General features: G+C 42.1%; 15 protein-coding genes. 11 read left to right on the forward strand and 4 right to left on the reverse strand.

Features of this window, described 5'->3' with window-relative positions:
• Positions 1 to 16 precede the first annotated feature (16 nt).
• Positions 17 to 418 carry an FKBP-type peptidyl-prolyl cis-trans isomerase gene (locus CGC64_RS09725; RefSeq protein ID WP_005677719.1) on the forward strand — a complete coding sequence of 134 codons (402 nt, stop codon included), beginning with the start codon at positions 17 to 19 and terminating at the stop codon, positions 416 to 418.
• A gap of 199 nt (positions 419 to 617) precedes the next feature.
• Here CGC64_RS09725 and CGC64_RS09730 read toward each other — a convergent pair whose 3' ends face one another.
• A complete protein-coding gene (locus CGC64_RS09730) occupies positions 618 to 3,173 on the reverse strand; it encodes a GH116 family glycosyl-hydrolase (protein WP_005677720.1) in 2,556 nt (851 codons plus the stop codon).
• 278 nt (positions 3,174 to 3,451) lie between these two features.
• On the opposite strand from CGC64_RS09730, the gene CGC64_RS18810 reads away from it, so the two are divergent.
• The gene (locus CGC64_RS18810) at positions 3,452 to 3,595 is read left to right on the forward strand and encodes a hypothetical protein (RefSeq protein WP_153880748.1); all 144 of its coding nucleotides are present in this window, start codon (positions 3,452 to 3,454) and stop codon (positions 3,593 to 3,595) included.
• Between the two features lie 116 nt (positions 3,596 to 3,711).
• On the opposite strand, the gene CGC64_RS09735 is transcribed toward CGC64_RS18810, so the two are convergent.
• Together CGC64_RS09735 and CGC64_RS09740 are read right to left on the reverse strand one after the other, a co-directional pair.
• Positions 3,712 to 4,722 carry a GGGtGRT protein gene (locus CGC64_RS09735; RefSeq protein WP_005677721.1) on the reverse strand — a complete coding sequence of 337 codons (1,011 nt, stop codon included), beginning with the start codon at positions 4,720 to 4,722 and terminating at the stop codon, positions 3,712 to 3,714.
• A 19-nt stretch (positions 4,723 to 4,741) separates the two neighbouring features.
• A complete protein-coding gene (locus CGC64_RS09740; RefSeq protein ID WP_005677723.1) occupies positions 4,742 to 5,443 on the reverse strand; it encodes an iron-sulfur cluster assembly scaffold protein in 702 nt (233 codons plus the stop codon).
• A gap of 238 nt (positions 5,444 to 5,681) precedes the next feature.
• On the opposite strand from CGC64_RS09740, the gene CGC64_RS09745 reads away from it, so the two are divergent.
• From CGC64_RS09745 to CGC64_RS09780, 9 genes are all read left to right on the forward strand, one after another.
• Complete coding sequence (locus tag CGC64_RS09745) at positions 5,682 to 6,086, forward strand: HsmA family protein (protein ID WP_005677724.1); 405 nt, start codon at positions 5,682 to 5,684, stop codon at positions 6,084 to 6,086.
• A gap of 493 nt (positions 6,087 to 6,579) precedes the next feature.
• The gene (locus CGC64_RS09750; RefSeq protein ID WP_005677725.1) at positions 6,580 to 7,080 is read left to right on the forward strand and encodes a DMP19 family protein; all 501 of its coding nucleotides are present in this window, start codon (positions 6,580 to 6,582) and stop codon (positions 7,078 to 7,080) included.
• A gap of 82 nt (positions 7,081 to 7,162) precedes the next feature.
• Positions 7,163 to 7,930 (forward strand): hypothetical protein, encoded by a 768-nt coding sequence (locus CGC64_RS09755; protein ID WP_005680522.1) that lies wholly within the window; start codon positions 7,163 to 7,165, stop codon positions 7,928 to 7,930.
• 32 nt (positions 7,931 to 7,962) lie between these two features.
• Positions 7,963 to 8,508, forward strand: a complete 546-nt coding sequence (locus CGC64_RS09760) for a Yip1 family protein (protein WP_005677727.1) — start codon at positions 7,963 to 7,965, stop codon at positions 8,506 to 8,508.
• 9 nt (positions 8,509 to 8,517) lie between these two features.
• Positions 8,518 to 8,970, forward strand: coding sequence for an SsrA-binding protein (smpB, locus tag CGC64_RS09765; RefSeq protein ID WP_005677728.1), 453 nt, complete (start codon positions 8,518 to 8,520; stop codon positions 8,968 to 8,970).
• A gap of 10 nt (positions 8,971 to 8,980) precedes the next feature.
• Positions 8,981 to 11,728 (forward strand): methionine synthase, encoded by a 2,748-nt coding sequence (metH, locus tag CGC64_RS09770; RefSeq protein WP_005677729.1) that lies wholly within the window; start codon positions 8,981 to 8,983, stop codon positions 11,726 to 11,728.
• A gap of 12 nt (positions 11,729 to 11,740) precedes the next feature.
• Positions 11,741 to 12,340, forward strand: a complete 600-nt coding sequence (locus tag CGC64_RS09775) for a nitroreductase family protein (RefSeq protein ID WP_005677730.1) — start codon at positions 11,741 to 11,743, stop codon at positions 12,338 to 12,340.
• A 71-nt stretch (positions 12,341 to 12,411) separates the two neighbouring features.
• Positions 12,412 to 12,537 carry a symporter small accessory protein gene (locus tag CGC64_RS19130; protein ID WP_004296931.1) on the forward strand — a complete coding sequence of 42 codons (126 nt, stop codon included), beginning with the start codon at positions 12,412 to 12,414 and terminating at the stop codon, positions 12,535 to 12,537.
• On the forward strand, positions 12,534 to 14,084 hold the full coding sequence (locus CGC64_RS09780) for a sodium:solute symporter family protein (RefSeq protein ID WP_005677732.1): 1,551 nt from the start codon (positions 12,534 to 12,536) through the stop codon (positions 14,082 to 14,084). The genes CGC64_RS19130 and CGC64_RS09780 overlap by 4 nt, the downstream gene beginning before the upstream one ends.
• Here the strand turns inward: CGC64_RS09780 and CGC64_RS09785 are convergent.
• The gene (locus CGC64_RS09785) at positions 14,081 to 15,466 is read right to left on the reverse strand and encodes an MltF family protein (RefSeq protein WP_005680524.1); all 1,386 of its coding nucleotides are present in this window, start codon (positions 15,464 to 15,466) and stop codon (positions 14,081 to 14,083) included. The genes CGC64_RS09780 and CGC64_RS09785 overlap by 4 nt on opposite strands.
• Position 15,467: the final 1 nt, after the last annotated feature.

Here is a 15,467-nt window from a genome sequence, read left to right on the forward strand (position 1 = left end):
TCTAATAAGATAGTTTATGGGAAAGAAGAAAGAATATAAAGAAGCCAATCGGCGATTCCTGAAAAACCTGTCTTTTCAGGAAGGTGTTTTTGCATTGCCGTGTGGCATCTATTATAAAATACTGGAGACCGGTGAAGGTACGGTTTCTCCGGGTGCACGGAGCATTGTTACCGTGCATTACAAAGGAAGTCTGATTGACGGTCGGGAGTTTGATAATTCTTATGAACGCAGTTGTCCCGATGCTTTACGTCTCAGTGACGTAATAGAAGGCTGGCAGGTGGCGCTTCAGAAAATGCACGTTGGGGATAAATGGATAATTTATATCCCTTATACAATGGGATACGGCAATAAATCAGTTGATTCTATTCCTGCTTACTCAACATTGGTGTTTGAGGTAGAACTGTTGGGAGTTGCTTAGAAACAAGAAAGTAACCCTTCAGATTGCTTTCTCTCTCTCTTGGTAAACAGCCACTTGGAATAAAGTGGACAAACAGGTAAGATAATAATATTAGCTTTTCATTTTTATACTAAATTAAATATTAAAACGCGGAAATACGGATATAAAAGTTCCTTACCAGAACAAATCCGTATCTCCGTGTACCCATGTTTAATAATAATTATTTATGAAGTTTGATGTTTCGGACATCTCCTTCTTTAAAATCAAAATGCTTCAGTTTCATACCTTTCCGGCTACCTACCGTAAGCGACTTCAACGAGAGGGTACCATTAATCACTTCTATGGTAACATCATCTTCTGTTACTTGAACCGTACCCCATGAATAGCCGTTGCTCCAGAAATAGTTGCCTGGACGGTCTGTTATCTTCATGCTTTTATCAACACCCGAATATTGGAACTCGCTCAAAGCTATGATAGCAGACCAGCTTGCCATGGAGCGAGCGTAATGGTGTCCGCATTCCGATTCACTGAAAGGATTACGTTTTGCACCATCATGACGGCGCCGGATGGCATTGATACAAGTAAGAGCATCTTCTTCCATGCCTTCATAAAGCATTCCAACGGCAGCACAATATTCAAATCCTGTCATGACTTCGGAAAAGTATGGGAATGGAACTTCCAGACGTCCTTTCGGCCAAGAAGCCATAAGTAAACCTGCTTCATCGCCCATTACGTAAGAACGCATATTGTTAAAATGACGGCTGAAGTCTTCCACGAAGTTATATTTCATGATACTCTTCATTGTTGTTTGTATATTCTTCTTATCACCCAGATAACCTAATCCGCACAAGTGAGCCATATATTGTCCAACAAGCTGGTCGACAAGACAACCTTGTCCTAACTGGAATCCCGGAATCTTAACATCAGGGTCGTTCATGTCAAGAAATTCAAATGTCTTCGGATCTGTAATCTTATGTTCATAGTACTCTCCGTTGAACAGATTTTCGTCCATCCATTCGCTTCCTTTCTCAAACAGTGTACGGCATTTCTTCGCAAAGTTTTTATCTTTCATTGCTATTGACATCTTTTCGGCAGCCTTTAAAGCTCCCATATACCAAAAGCCCATTTGAGGATTAGGTCCAAAGTAGTTTACATCCATGGTATTATGTTGCGAACCTTCCATTACTCCATCCTGATTACCATCCCAGCCTTTTTCTATCCAAGCGTATGAAAGGACTTTCTTCACCTGTTCCCAGTTATTTTTCAGAAAATCATTATCTCCGGAGAGTTGCCATTCGCGATATATTTTCATTATACATCCCATTTGCCCGTCTGCAGCCGGATTGTTCCCTTTGCTTGCTTCAGAAAGTGGGAGAGATGCCCTGAAATTCATCAAACCGTTTTCCTTTGTGGCATAGTTGAACTCTACGTCACGCATGGTTTTTGCCAGTTCCCCGAAAAGATAAGGAGTGGCAGTTTCGTAGTTCCATACATGGGTACAAGAACCTTCACACGAACCGAAACGGTCCATCACACCTTCCCATCCCATCATGTGACCGCTTGGCAAACGAAATACTGTTTGAGAGCGCAATGTAGCTAGATTGAACAAAGCCGCCTCTTTCACCACCTCCGGATAAGAAGTGCCGAGCAGTGCATTAATGAAAGACAATGTCTTATTTTCTAATTCGGGTATTTGTGGGATGATAGTTTCCGCTGCTTTCCAAGCATCAGGATATTGATTGCTATAATAGTTGCCTACTACAACAGAAGACCAAGCTTTCCTGTTCGGGAAACTCCATGTGATATAAAATGTAAATGTTTCAGTACTTTGTGGAGCTATTGTCTTATTTACAGACAATGAAGCCATAGGATCTTCATCTTCCTGCTTACTTCGTTCGGTCAGCATACCATCCGCACTAAAATCATCCCAAAAGTTGAGAATGCTATTGTTCCAGTTATCGGCTTTTGACGAAGTACGGTAAGTCACGCCATTAACTGCCTGAGTGGTAAGCGCAACAGTTCCCCATGCCGAATCATCCTTATCTACACCATCCGAATAAAGGTATATTCCTTTTATATTGTTGCTTTCAACATACTTGTTCTTGTTGTTCTTTGCTCCTGTAGGAATGTAATCACCTTTCCAGTCTGTACGGAATTTACTTCCGTCCTTACCTATAAAGTTGCGTATCGAACCACAGATTGATACATTCATCGGTTGGTCGGTAGTGTTTGTAACTTCATACGAGAGTACGGCCACAGGCAATCCGCTGGCATCGGCATCGCCAGGAATAAACGGGTTAAAACCCTTTACCTTGACTTTTACAGGCAGATTGCTGTCCGATAAAGAAACTTGTCCGAAAGGGTATGCCGCCTCGAATGAAGCTTGTTCAAAACGCGGAAGACCATGATGATTGACAGGACGTCCTTCATAATGCAAATATTCATGCGAATATAAAGGTCCTGCCAGCAATGTGGTAGTCGCTTTCTGGTTTTGCGGTTTGGCATAGATTGCAAAGAAAGGAGCATTGTTCCCTGTGGTTACTGTGCTGTATTTCTTTGCCGGGACATTCATTATTTCCCAGTCGCGTAGTTCTCCACGCCCTCCGAGCGATACTGTACCAGTTCCGATACCTCCTAAAGGTAACGCAATTTGGTAAAGATGTTCCTTGTCATATTTCTTTAATACAGGCCATTGTTGCGGCTTCCATTCTTGAGCCTGGACCGTAATAATACCGGAAAGCAATGCTCCGGTTGCAATTAAATAGAGTTTATTCATATCGTAAATATAGTTTTATGTGAGTTCACGATTAGATCAACCGTATCAAAATTCCAATATCCTTTTATTAGAATTTAATGGTAATATTTTTTTTATTTCCCAAATGGGTTTGTACGGTAAAGATAACTAATTTAGTGATTATAACAAATTTTGTTACAGTTACCATAGGCTTTTACTTCTACCTTCGCCCTAAACTCCTGTAAATGATCAATAAGGATGGAATGTTGTTATTGTCGGATTCAAATAGATTGGCAATATTTGCATAAACTCATAATTATATGAATAAGGAGGGGTGGCTAAAAGTCGGGGTGGTAGGTGTGCCTATCTGTGCATATATTATGCTTGTGCATTTACCTACCACCTCCCCCTACGGGTACTCCTCCTTCCCGAAGGAGGAGAATAGAGATACCACCGACTTGTAAATTACTACTAAATTTGAAGAAGAACCTTCTTATTTTGCTTTTTCTTCTGGTATAGAGAATAAAAATCCCCATAACCTTATCAGTTACAGGGATTTAATATGTTGTAATTGTTATAATTACTTGCTCAAAGCCTGAGCTACGTCAACAGCACAAGCTACTGTACAACCTACCATCGGGTTGTTACCAATTCCCAGGAATCCCATCATTTCTACGTGAGCAGGAACTGATGAAGAACCAGCGAACTGAGCATCTGAGTGCATACGACCCATTGTGTCTGTCATACCGTATGAAGCAGGACCGGCAGCCATGTTGTCCGGGTGAAGAGTACGACCTGTACCACCACCTGAAGCTACTGAGAAATAGGGTTTACCGGCAAGAACACGTTCTTTCTTGTAAGTACCTGCAACCGGATGTTGGAAACGAGTCGGGTTAGTAGAGTTACCTGTGATAGAAACGTCTACGCCTTCTTTCCACATGATAGCTACACCTTCACGAACGTCGTCAGCACCGTAGCATTTTACTTTTGCACGAGGACCGTCAGAGTAAGCGATTTCGCGAACAACTTTCAGTTCACCGGTAAAGTAATCGAATTGAGTCTGAACGTAAGTAAAGCCGTTGATACGAGAGATGATCTGAGCAGCGTCTTTTCCAAGACCGTTCAGGATGCAACGCAACGGTTCTTTACGTACTTTGTCTGCTTTTGCAGCGATTTTGATAGCACCTTCAGCAGCAGCGAAAGATTCGTGACCTGCAAGGAAAGCGAAACATTTAGTTTCTTCGCGCAGCAACATAGCAGCGAGGTTACCGTGGCCGATACCAACCTTACGGTCGTCAGCAACAGAACCCGGAATACAGAATGCCTGCAAACCGATACCGATAGCTTCTGCAGCTTCAGCAGCGTTTGTGCAGTTTTTCTTAAGAGCGATTGCAGTACCTACCACATAAGCCCATTTTGCGTTTTCAAAACAGATAGGCTGAGTTTCTTCACACGTTTTATAAGGATCAAGTCCGGCAGCTTCGCAGATAGCGTTAGCTTCTTCGATGTCTTTGATGCCGTTAGCGTTCAAGGCTTCGATGATACCTTTGATACGACGGTCTTGGCTTTCGAATTTTACTTCTCTAATCATAGTTTCTTTCCTCCTTATATTATTCGTGACGTGGATCAATATGTTTAACTGCTCCCTGTTCTGCTGTTACACGTCCGTAAGTACCTGTAACTTTCTTCAATGCTTCGTTTGCATCTGTTCCCTTCTTGATTTCATCCATGAACTTACCCATGTGAACGAATTCGTATCCACAGATTTCGTCATTCTTATCCAAGAAGATGTTTTTGATGTAACCTTCAGCCATTTCAAGGTAACGGGGACCCTTAGCCAAAGTACCATAAAGAGTACCTACCTGGCTACGCAGACCTTTACCTAAATCTTCCAGACCTGCACCGATGATCAAACCACCTTCAGAGAAAGCAGACTGAGTACGTCCGTAAACGATTTGCAGGAAGAGTTCGCGCATAGCAGTGTTGATTGCGTCGCAAACAAGGTCAGTGTTCAATGCTTCGAGGATCGTTTTTCCCGGAAGAATTTCGGCAGCCATAGCAGCAGAGTGAGTCATACCGGAACATCCGATAGTCTCCACCAAAGCTTCCTGGATAACGCCTTCTTTAACGTTCAGTGTCAGTTTGCAAGCACCCTGTTGAGGAGCACACCAACCGATACCGTGTGTCAAACCTGAAATATCAACGATTTCTTTTGATTTTACCCATTTGCCTTCTTCGGGTATGGGAGCCGGTCCGTGGTTAGGACCCTTCTTTACAACACACATGTGTTCCACTTCGTGTGAATAAGTCATAATTAGCTCTTTTTTTAAGTGATATAATTAAAAATACGTAGTCACGATTCTCTAAATCGCCCACAAAGGTAGTCGATTTATTTGTTTCTGCAAATCGCCTTTTATTACTTTTTTGTGAAAAGAGACAAATCGGTTTACCTTTCTCCGTCGTTTGTAAAGTCGGGATTGCATTTGTGAAAGTTTGAAGGTTGTAGAACTATCTATTCATATCTTTGTTGTTATTGAAAAACAAAAAAGTATGGAACTGGATCAAATAGATATACATTATTTAATTGCGGCAATTTGTGTCATTTCCTCTGCACTCGTTTTTTATTCGATCGGTGTCTGGGGCGAGCGACTCCAAAAGAAGCTGAAGTTCTGGCATATAGCTTTCTTTTTAATCGGATTGATAGCTGATACGGTTGGTACCAGTTTAATGGAGCATATCGCCGAACTGACTCACCTGCATGATGAGATTCATACGGTGACGGGGACTATTGCCATTCTTTTAATGTTTGTGCATGCTTTGTGGGCGATATGGACTTATGTGAAAGGTTCGGCAAAAGCTAAAAAGCATTTTAACCGTTTCAGCATTGTCGTTTGGTGTATTTGGCTTATACCTTATTTAATAGGTGTGTATATGGGAATGCGCTTACATCCATAGAATTAGTCTCCGGACAAATAGAGAATAATGGTATATCCCATAGGGAAAGTACTCAAAAGTAGTAGCTAAAATAGGGAAAGGATGCCGGTATTGTTAGGTCACCACGGCCGTGGTAAGATCTTATCATGGACGTGGAGATATCCTACCACAGCTGTGGTAACTTCTCTTCACGGCCGTGGTGACCTAACAATATCAGCACTAAATATGAACTATGAAAGGGGGATAGAAGAAGTATGCTTGCTTCTTTAGGGTATTAATCAAGGGGAAAGACGGTGATAGGTTGATAGGTTGGTGATAGGTTGCAATTAACCTGTCACCGTATGTGAAACCACGATGAATAACCACTTTGACGCTCTGCGGTGATAGGTGAAAGAGAAAATTGCATTTTTTCCTTGTGTAGAAGATAATGATTTGCATCCTTATTTGTAGTATGAGTTATTGAGATGTAGAATAAAATTCGTAGCTTTGCTGCATAATTTATTAAGAAAGAATTATGATTGAAGTTATAGAATCTGCTTTACAAAAGGCTGCGGGCGAAGGAATGGATGAATTTATCCAAGTGTTTACCGATAAATATAAGGAAGTGATTGGTGGTGAATTGACTGCTGATACGATGCCATTACTGACAGGTGAGCAGCATTCTTTGTTGGCTTACCAGATTTTCCGTGATGAAATTATGGTTGGCGGATTCTGTCAATTGATCCAGAATGGATACGGAGGATATATTTTTGATAATCCGTTTGCGAAGGTGATGCGTTTGTGGGGGGCGGATGAATTCTCGAAATTGATCTATAAAGCCAAGAAAATATTTGATGCCAATCGTAAGGACTTGGAGAAGGAGCGGACTGATGACGAATTTATGGCTATGTATGAGCAATACGAGGCTTTTGATGAGCTGGAAGAGGTTTATTTGGAAATGGAAGAACAGGTTACGGCTTTGATTGCAAGCTATGTAGACGAACATTTGGAACTTTTTGCGAAAATAATAAAGTAAGGGATGCAGTATTTTTTAAGTATCTGCATTTATCAATTGTGAATTAGAATTTATATCTTTGCAAAATCTAAAAAATATGTTTATGAAACAAATGAAATTTTTCTTGGTGGCTTTGATGGCTGTAGTAATGGGAATGTCGGTTACTTCTTGTATGAATGGGGATGATAATACACAGGTAAATGACCTTCCTGTTCTAGGTAAAGTAAAAGATAGCTTTTTGGGGTTAACTTTCACTTCATTGGATGGATTTACTTTTAAATCAAAGAATACGGTTGAAGGTACAACTAACTTTATGCCAGGTGATTTTATTGTTGCAACGTGTAGCTATGATACAGAGGTGGATATAGATTATACAACAAACACTATCAATGCAACAATCGGATCTACTGAAAAAATCTCGGGTAATGCTGTACATAGTACGACAAAAGCAGAAGATGAAGGAGAGCATCCTTCTTATGTTTCAGATAGAGGTGTCATAAGTATTACGGATTTGACTCCGGCTATGATTGATAACTATAACTTGCTTGTTCCTATTCAATATTTTGCTTTTGAGAAAATAGCCAGTCATACTTTTTTTATGGTATATTATAGTGATGAAAAAGAGCTTAAAGGTAAAACAGATTTAAAACTGTTTTTACGTCATACTTCTACAGAAGAAAAGGCTAAAGAAACTTATAGAGCTTTTTCGTATAGAGTCTTTGATATAAGAAGTGCTATAGAGGCTTATAAGAATGCAAATGAAGAAAGATATCCAAGTAATATTACGATTGTATCAGAAGCGAATTCAAGCAATAATGATGTCCCCAAGACAACAACTACAACTCCTGTGACTTATACTTTTAGAGAATAACATTGAACTACAAGGAACTATTTAACATAGCAATGAAATTGATTTCCTCTCCGGCCAAGGCCTGGGAGGAAATTTCTATGGAAGAGGATAGGCGAAAAGTTTTTATGGCTTTTGTCTATCCTATGATTGGTTTATGCGGCTTGTCCGTCTTTATCGGGTCACTATTGACCAATGGTTGGGGCGGTCCGCAAAGTTTTCAGATAGCTATGACCAATTGTTGTGCCGTAGCTGTGGCCCTGTTCGGAGGATACTTTTTGGCAGCTTATGCCATAAATGAAATGGGAATCAAGATGTTTGGCATGCATGCTAATATGCCGTTAGTGCAACAATTTGCAGGATATGCACTTGTTGTACCGTTTCTGCTTCAGATTGTCACCGGACTATTACCTGATTTTAGAATTATTGCTTGGCTGTTGCAGTTCTACATTGTCTATGTAGTATGGGAAGGTGCTCCTATAATGATGAAGGTAGAAGAAAAACAACGGTTGAAATACACCCTTTTATCGTCCGTTTTGTTAATACTATGTCCGACGGTGATTCAATTTGTGTTTAATAAGTTGACGGCCATACTTAATTAATAAGTGAAAATGAAACAACCTCCTGTAAATATTAAGAATAAACGTGCTACGTTCGACTATGAACTGATAGATACCTATACGGCAGGTATCGTATTGACCGGTACGGAAATCAAATCCATTCGTTTGGGAAAAGCGAGTCTGGTAGATACGTTTTGCTATTTTGTGAAAGGCGAATTATGGGTAAAGAATATGCATATCGCCGAGTACTTTTACGGATCGTACAATAATCATACGGCACGCAGGGACAGGAAGCTGTTGCTTAGTAGGAAAGAACTGGAGAAACTTCAACGGGAAATGAAGAATCCCGGGTTTACAATTGTGCCCGTGCGTCTTTTTATCAACGAAAAAGGTTTGGCGAAACTGGTCGTTGCTTTGGCGAAAGGTAAGAAGGAGTATGATAAGCGGGAATCCATAAAAGAAAAAGACGACCGTAGAGATATGGCTCGTATGTTTAAAAGATGATGATAGGGTAATGAAAAAGACAATTTCTCAGATTGTATCCGACCGCATTCTTATTTTGGACGGGGCAATGGGTACAATGATCCAACAATATAATCTCACAGAAGAAGATTTTCGTGGCGAGCGTTTTGCGCATATTCCCGGACAGTTGAAAGGAAATAATGATTTATTGTGTCTGACACGTCCCGATGTAATTCAAGATATTCATCGTAAGTATCTGGAAGCAGGTGCGGATATTATTGAAACCAATACATTCAGTTCGACTACGGTTTCTATGGCAGATTATCACGTGGAAGAATATGTGCGTGAAATAAATCTTGCAGCTGTAAAACTGGCGCGTGAACTGGCTGATGAATATACTGCAAAGAATCCTGATAAACCGCGTTTTGTAGCCGGTTCCGTTGGACCTACCAATAAGACCTGCTCTATGAGTCCGGATGTGAACAACCCGGCTTATCGTGCCTTGACTTATGATGAACTGGCGGCAGCTTACCAACAGCAAATGGAAGCTATGCTTGAAGGTGGAGTGGATGCCATTCTGATTGAGACGATATTTGATACGTTGAATGCCAAGACCGCTATTTTTGCTGCAGAACAAGCAATGAAAGTAACAGGTGTTGAGGTGCCGGTCATGTTATCTGTTACCGTGTCTGATGTAGGCGGAAGAACATTGTCCGGTCAGACGCTGGATGCATTTCTTGCTTCTGTGCAACACGCCAATATCTTTTCTGTCGGTTTGAACTGCTCGTTCGGGGCCCGACAGTTAAAGCCTTTCCTTGAACAGTTGGCTGTCCGCGCACCTTATTATATAAGTGCTTATCCAAATGCGGGTTTGCCGAACAGTCTCGGCAAGTATGATCAAACTCCTGCGGATATGGCCCATGAGGTGAAAGAATATATCCAGGAAGGATTAATCAATATTATCGGTGGTTGTTGTGGAACAACGGATGCGTATATTGCCGAATATCCGGCTCTGGTAGAAGGTGCCCGACCGCATATACCGGCTCCTAAACCTGATTGTATGTGGCTTTCCGGCCTTGAGCTGTTGGAAGTGAAACCGGAAATAAACTTTGTAAATGTCGGAGAACGCTGTAATGTGGCCGGTTCGCGTAAATTCCTTCGTCTGATAAATGAAAAGAAATATGATGAAGCGTTGTCTATTGCCCGTCAACAGGTAGAAGACGGAGCTTTGGTGATTGACGTCAATATGGATGATGGATTGCTGGACGCTAAGGCAGAGATGACAACGTTCCTCAATCTTATCATGTCCGAGCCGGAGATTGCACGTGTACCTGTGATGATCGATTCCTCTAAATGGGAAGTTATCGAAGCCGGATTAAAATGCCTTCAGGGGAAATCGATCGTTAACTCTATTTCTCTGAAAGAAGGCGAAGACAAATTCCTTGAACACGCCCGGATTATCAAGCAATATGGAGCTGCGGCCGTAGTAATGGCTTTTGATGAAAAAGGACAGGCTGACACTGCTGCGCGTAAAATAGAAGTTTGCGAGCGTGCTTATCGTCTTTTGGTTGATGAAATAGGTTTTAACCCTCACGATATTATTTTCGATCCGAATGTGCTTGCCGTAGCTACGGGTATCGAAGAGCATAACAACTATGCGGTGGACTTCATCGAAGCTACCGGTTGGATTAAGAAAAACCTTCCTGGAGCGCATGTCAGCGGGGGAGTAAGTAACCTTTCTTTCTCTTTCCGTGGTAACAATTATATCCGTGAAGCCATGCACGCTGTGTTCCTTTACCATGCCATACAGCAAGGAATGGATATGGGGATTGTGAATCCGGGAACTTCTGTACTTTATAGTGATATACCGGTAGATATTCTTGAAAAGATAGAGGATGTTGTCTTGAATCGTCGCCCCGACGCTGCCGAACGCCTGATTGAACTGGCGGAAGCTTTAAAGGCAACTTCTGGCGAAGCTGCCGGACAACAGGCTGTGAAGCATGATGCATGGAGGGATGAATCCGTTCAGGAACGTCTGAAATATGCTTTGATGAAAGGTATCGGAGATTATCTCGAACAAGACTTGGCAGAAGCATTGCCACTCTATGATAAAGCAGTCAATGTGATTGAAGGTCCGTTGATGGACGGAATGAATTATGTAGGCGAGCTTTTCGGTGCAGGAAAGATGTTCCTGCCTCAAGTGGTGAAGACTGCCCGTACAATGAAGAAGGCTGTTGCTATTCTGCAACCGATTATCGAGTCGGAAAAAGTAGAAGGAACGACTTCTGCCGGAAAGGTATTGCTTGCCACAGTGAAAGGTGATGTACACGATATCGGTAAGAATATTGTTGCCGTGGTAATGGCTTGCAATGGCTATGAGATTGTCGACTTGGGAGTAATGGTTCCCGCAGAGACTATCGTTCAGCGCGCTATTGAGGAAAAAGTAGACATGATAGGTCTTAGTGGCCTGATTACTCCGTCTCTGGAGGAAATGGCCCATGTAGCTATCGAACTGGAGAAAGCCGGACTGGATATACCTCTTCTGATTGGTGGAGCTACTACGTCTAAGATGCACACGGCGCTGAAAATTGCTCCGGTCTATCACGCTCCGGTGGTGCACCTTAAAGATGCTTCCCAGAATGCAAGTGTCGCTTCCCGTTTATTGAATCCGCAATTAAAGGCTGAATTGGTAAATGAACTGGAGGCGGAATATGAGGCACTTCGTGAAAAGAGCGGATTACTGCGCCGTGAAACCGTTTCACTGGAAGAAGCACAGAAAAATAAGTTAAACCTATTTTAAAACAGTGTCACAATGAAAAAGATTTTCTCTTTCTTATGCCTCTTCATGGCAATAGTTGCAATGAGCTCATGTTCTTCTGCAAAAGAAGAAAAAGGAACGTCCGGAACCGGAAATGCTGCATTGGATAATATCTTTGAGCGTAAAAGCGTACGCACTTATCTGAATAAGGGAGTGGAGAAAGAGAAGATTGATTTGTTGCTTCGTGCCGGAATGGCTGCCCCTTCGGGTAAAGACGTCCGTCCGTGGGAATTTGTCGTTGTGTCCGACCGTGCCAAACTGGATTCAATGGCTGCCGCACTTCCGTATGCCAAGATGTTGACGCAGGCTCGTAATGCAATTATTGTTTGCGGTGATTCCGTGAAATCTTCCTATTGGTATCTGGACTGCTCTGCTGCTGCCCAAAACATCCTTTTGGCTGCCGAAAGTCTGGGACTTGGTGCTGTGTGGACAGCCGCTTATCCTTATGAAGACCGTATGCAGGTGGTGCGTAAATATACCGGTCTGCCTGAGAATATCCTTCCGCTTTGTGTCATTCCGTTCGGTTATCCCGCTACCAAAGAGAATCCGAAACAGAAATTTGACGAGAAAAAGATACATTATAATCAGTATTAGTAAACAAAAGTTTTGTCTTTTCAATAATTTCCTTACATTTGCGTCTGAATTAATTAAAATCTGATACGCAAATGTTTGGAATAGACGACCCTTTTATAATTCTGCCTTACCTGCTTTCGGTAGTATGTGTGATTTTTGCTGCCTGGTTCGGGCTGAAATACTGGAATAAGGACGACGAAAAAGACGAAACACGATGAATACATTTACACTCAGTTTGATTGTGATAGGCTATCTGCTATCACTTGCTTATCTTGGTTTTTTAGGGTATAAAAAGACAACGAGTACCAGTGACTATCTGGTAGGCGGGCGTCAGATGAATCCTATCGTTATGGCACTTTCTTATGGTGCCACGTTTATTTCCGCATCTGCTATTGTGGGCTTCGGGGGAGTGGCTGCCGCTTTTGGTATGGGTATCCAGTGGCTCTGTTTCCTCAATATGTTTATCGGGGTTGTTATTGCTTTTATCTTTTTTGGTTTGCGCACCCGGCGTATGGGGGCTAAACTGAATGTCAGTACTTTCCCGCAATTGTTAGGACGTCATTTTCGCTCACGTAATATCCAAGTCTTTATTGCTGCTGTGATTTTTATAGGGATGCCGCTTTATGCCGCAGTTGTGATGAAGGGCGGAGCCGTATTTATCGAACAGATCTTTCAGATTGACTTCAATATCTCTTTATTGATCTTCACGCTGGTGATTGCCGCTTATGTGATTGCCGGAGGAATGAAGGGAGTGATGTATACGGACGCTTTGCAGGCAGTCATTATGTTTGCTTGTATGTTGTTCCTGCTTTTCTCTTTGTATCAGGTGCTTGATATGAACTTTACGGAGGCTAATAAGGAACTGACTGCTATTGCTCCTCTGGTTCCGGAAAAGTTTAAGGCATTGGGACATCAGGGGTGGACTGCGATGCCTGTCACGGGTTCTCCACAATGGTATTCGTTGGTTACTTCTCTTATTCTGGGTGTTGGAATCGGATGTCTGGCGCAACCGCAGCTAGTAGTCCGTTTCATGACGGTGGAAAGTAGCAAGCAGTTGAACCGTGGTGTGTTTATCGGTTGTTTCTTTTTGATTATAACCGTAGGTGCTATTTATCATGCCGGAGCATTGAGTAATCTTTTCTTTCTGAAAACAGAAGGGGCGATTGCTACGGAAGTCGTACAGGATATTGATAAGATTATTCCATATTTTATTAATAAGGCAATGCCCGATTGGTTTGCCGCACTATTTATGCTGTGCATCCTTTCGGCAAGTATGTCGACGTTGAGTTCACAGTTTCATACAATGGGTGCGTCGGTCGGCTCGGATATTTATGGTACGTATAAGCCTCGCTCCCGTGGCAAACTCACGAATGTGATTCGTTTGGGAGTGTTATTCTCTATCTTGGTCAGCTATATTATTTGCTATATGTTGCCCCATGATATTATTGCCCGTGGAACTTCTATTTTTATGGGAATCTGTGCGGCAGCTTTCCTCCCTGCCTATTTCTGTGCGCTCTATTGGAAGCGGGCGACGAAACAAGGGGTAATAGCGAGTCTTTGGGTAGGAACTCTTGGAAGTCTTTTTGCTCTGGTATTTCTACATCAGAAAGAATCGGCTGCATTGGGTATCTGCAAGGCGTTGTTCGGACGGGATGTACTGATAGAAACATATCCGTTCCCGGTGATTGACCCGATATTGTTTGCATTACCTTTATCAGTCCTGGCTATTGTCGGAATCAGTCTGTTGACTTACAAAAAGTATTAGGCTTTAATTTTCTTCTTATAAGATTCGTACCGTGACACAATGTCACGAACGAAGTTATAAGTTTCTATACCACGGAAATACCCGTTTTTACAGACAGGATCAGTGAAGTATTCTTCATTGCTTTTAAGCAGGATGAAATTTTCTACATTATCTTTCCACACCAGTTTGTTCTTTCCGTATTTCTCTGCCAATGCCATGGCGTCATAGATATGTCCTAAACCGGCATTGTAAGAAGCGAGGATAAAATTGAGGCGTTCTTCTTTATCGGGAATCATACTGAAACTGCGGTCGGTAGCGGCAATATACTTGATAGCTGCCTTTACGCTTTCTTCCGGATTCTGTTCCTTTCCCGGAGGTACTCCCATAGCCCGGGCGGTGGCAGGCATTAGTTGCATTAAGCCTTTGGCTCCTGCCCATGAAACAGCTGTTGTGTCAAAATTGGATTCCGTATAAGCTAATGATGCAAGCATACGCCAATCCCAGCCGATTTCTTTGGAGTATTTTCTGAACAAATCGTCATAATGGGATATTTTTCCTTCTTTTAAGGAAAGGATAGGAGAGTGGGGCATCATTTTACTGTTTTCAAAATAACGTTTCATACTTGCTGTATAAGCCGGAGAAGTCATGTTCTCCTGATGCCATTTTGTAGCTGCGGCTGCCAGTTCGGGACTGTCTTTTCGTACAGCCCATGAAGAACGTTGGTCGAAACTGACGGACAAATCGATATTCAGATTAGGATAGTAGGTCTTGTTCAGTTTCGCTAAGTCATTGTCGGCTACCGTATAGGGAATTTTACCTTGTGCTACTTGCGTGATCAGGTCTTCCACAGTAATACTGTCACTGGTAACTTTGTGGATATGAATACCTCCTCCCAGTTCATTATTCAGATTGACAAGCCGGTCGTAATATTTCCCCGGTTTAACATATATGTCTTTTCCTACCAGCTCGGTTACATCTTTCAGAGACTTGCTTTTTCCCTGTTGCACAATCACTTGATGAGTAATGATATCTTCCCCGCAATAGAGGATACTGTCTTTCCATTCTTTTGTGATAGGCAGGTTGTAGGCAATCATATCTCCTTCGCCAGCCAATAACTTGCGGATTAATTCATCCACACTGTTGGCAACTTCAATCCTGAGCTTCAATCCCATACTTTTGGCGAATTGCTCACTAAGTTCATATTGAAAACCCATTTCCTGTCCACGATAGTTGAAATATGAAGTTGAACTGTAAAGCGTCAATACAACCAATTCTCCGCTATCTTTTATCTGCGAAAGATCGCGTACATTTTCATTCACCTTGTTATGTTGTTTATTTCGGCAACCTAACATGCAGCAGAACAACACAAGGAGTAGAGGGATAATCAGGTTTTTGGCGTTCATA

This window comes from Bacteroides caccae (genome assembly GCF_002222615.2).
In the GTDB taxonomy this organism is placed as follows: Bacteria; Bacteroidota; Bacteroidia; order Bacteroidales; family Bacteroidaceae; genus Bacteroides; species Bacteroides caccae.

What these genes read in the sequence shown, in the direction of transcription:
- CGC64_RS09725 (WP_005677719.1), top strand. Translation starts at nt 17, where the DNA reads ATGGGAAAGAAGAAAGAATATAAAGAAGCCAATCGGCGATTCCTGAAA.
- CGC64_RS09730 (WP_005677720.1), bottom strand. Translation starts at nt 3,173, where the DNA reads ATGAATAAACTCTATTTAATTGCAACCGGAGCATTGCTTTCCGGTATT.
- CGC64_RS18810 (WP_153880748.1), top strand. Translation starts at nt 3,452, where the DNA reads ATGAATAAGGAGGGGTGGCTAAAAGTCGGGGTGGTAGGTGTGCCTATC.
- CGC64_RS09735 (WP_005677721.1), bottom strand. Translation starts at nt 4,722, where the DNA reads ATGATTAGAGAAGTAAAATTCGAAAGCCAAGACCGTCGTATCAAAGGT.
- CGC64_RS09740 (WP_005677723.1), bottom strand. Translation starts at nt 5,443, where the DNA reads ATGACTTATTCACACGAAGTGGAACACATGTGTGTTGTAAAGAAGGGT.
- CGC64_RS09745 (WP_005677724.1), top strand. Translation starts at nt 5,682, where the DNA reads ATGGAACTGGATCAAATAGATATACATTATTTAATTGCGGCAATTTGT.
- CGC64_RS09750 (WP_005677725.1), top strand. Translation starts at nt 6,580, where the DNA reads ATGATTGAAGTTATAGAATCTGCTTTACAAAAGGCTGCGGGCGAAGGA.
- CGC64_RS09755 (WP_005680522.1), top strand. Translation starts at nt 7,163, where the DNA reads ATGAAACAAATGAAATTTTTCTTGGTGGCTTTGATGGCTGTAGTAATG.
- CGC64_RS09760 (WP_005677727.1), top strand. Translation starts at nt 7,963, where the DNA reads ATGAAATTGATTTCCTCTCCGGCCAAGGCCTGGGAGGAAATTTCTATG.
- smpB (WP_005677728.1), top strand. Translation starts at nt 8,518, where the DNA reads ATGAAACAACCTCCTGTAAATATTAAGAATAAACGTGCTACGTTCGAC.
- metH (WP_005677729.1), top strand. Translation starts at nt 8,981, where the DNA reads ATGAAAAAGACAATTTCTCAGATTGTATCCGACCGCATTCTTATTTTG.
- CGC64_RS09775 (WP_005677730.1), top strand. Translation starts at nt 11,741, where the DNA reads ATGAAAAAGATTTTCTCTTTCTTATGCCTCTTCATGGCAATAGTTGCA.
- CGC64_RS19130 (WP_004296931.1), top strand. Translation starts at nt 12,412, where the DNA reads ATGTTTGGAATAGACGACCCTTTTATAATTCTGCCTTACCTGCTTTCG.
- CGC64_RS09780 (WP_005677732.1), top strand. Translation starts at nt 12,534, where the DNA reads ATGAATACATTTACACTCAGTTTGATTGTGATAGGCTATCTGCTATCA.
- CGC64_RS09785 (WP_005680524.1), bottom strand. Translation starts at nt 15,466, where the DNA reads ATGAACGCCAAAAACCTGATTATCCCTCTACTCCTTGTGTTGTTCTGC.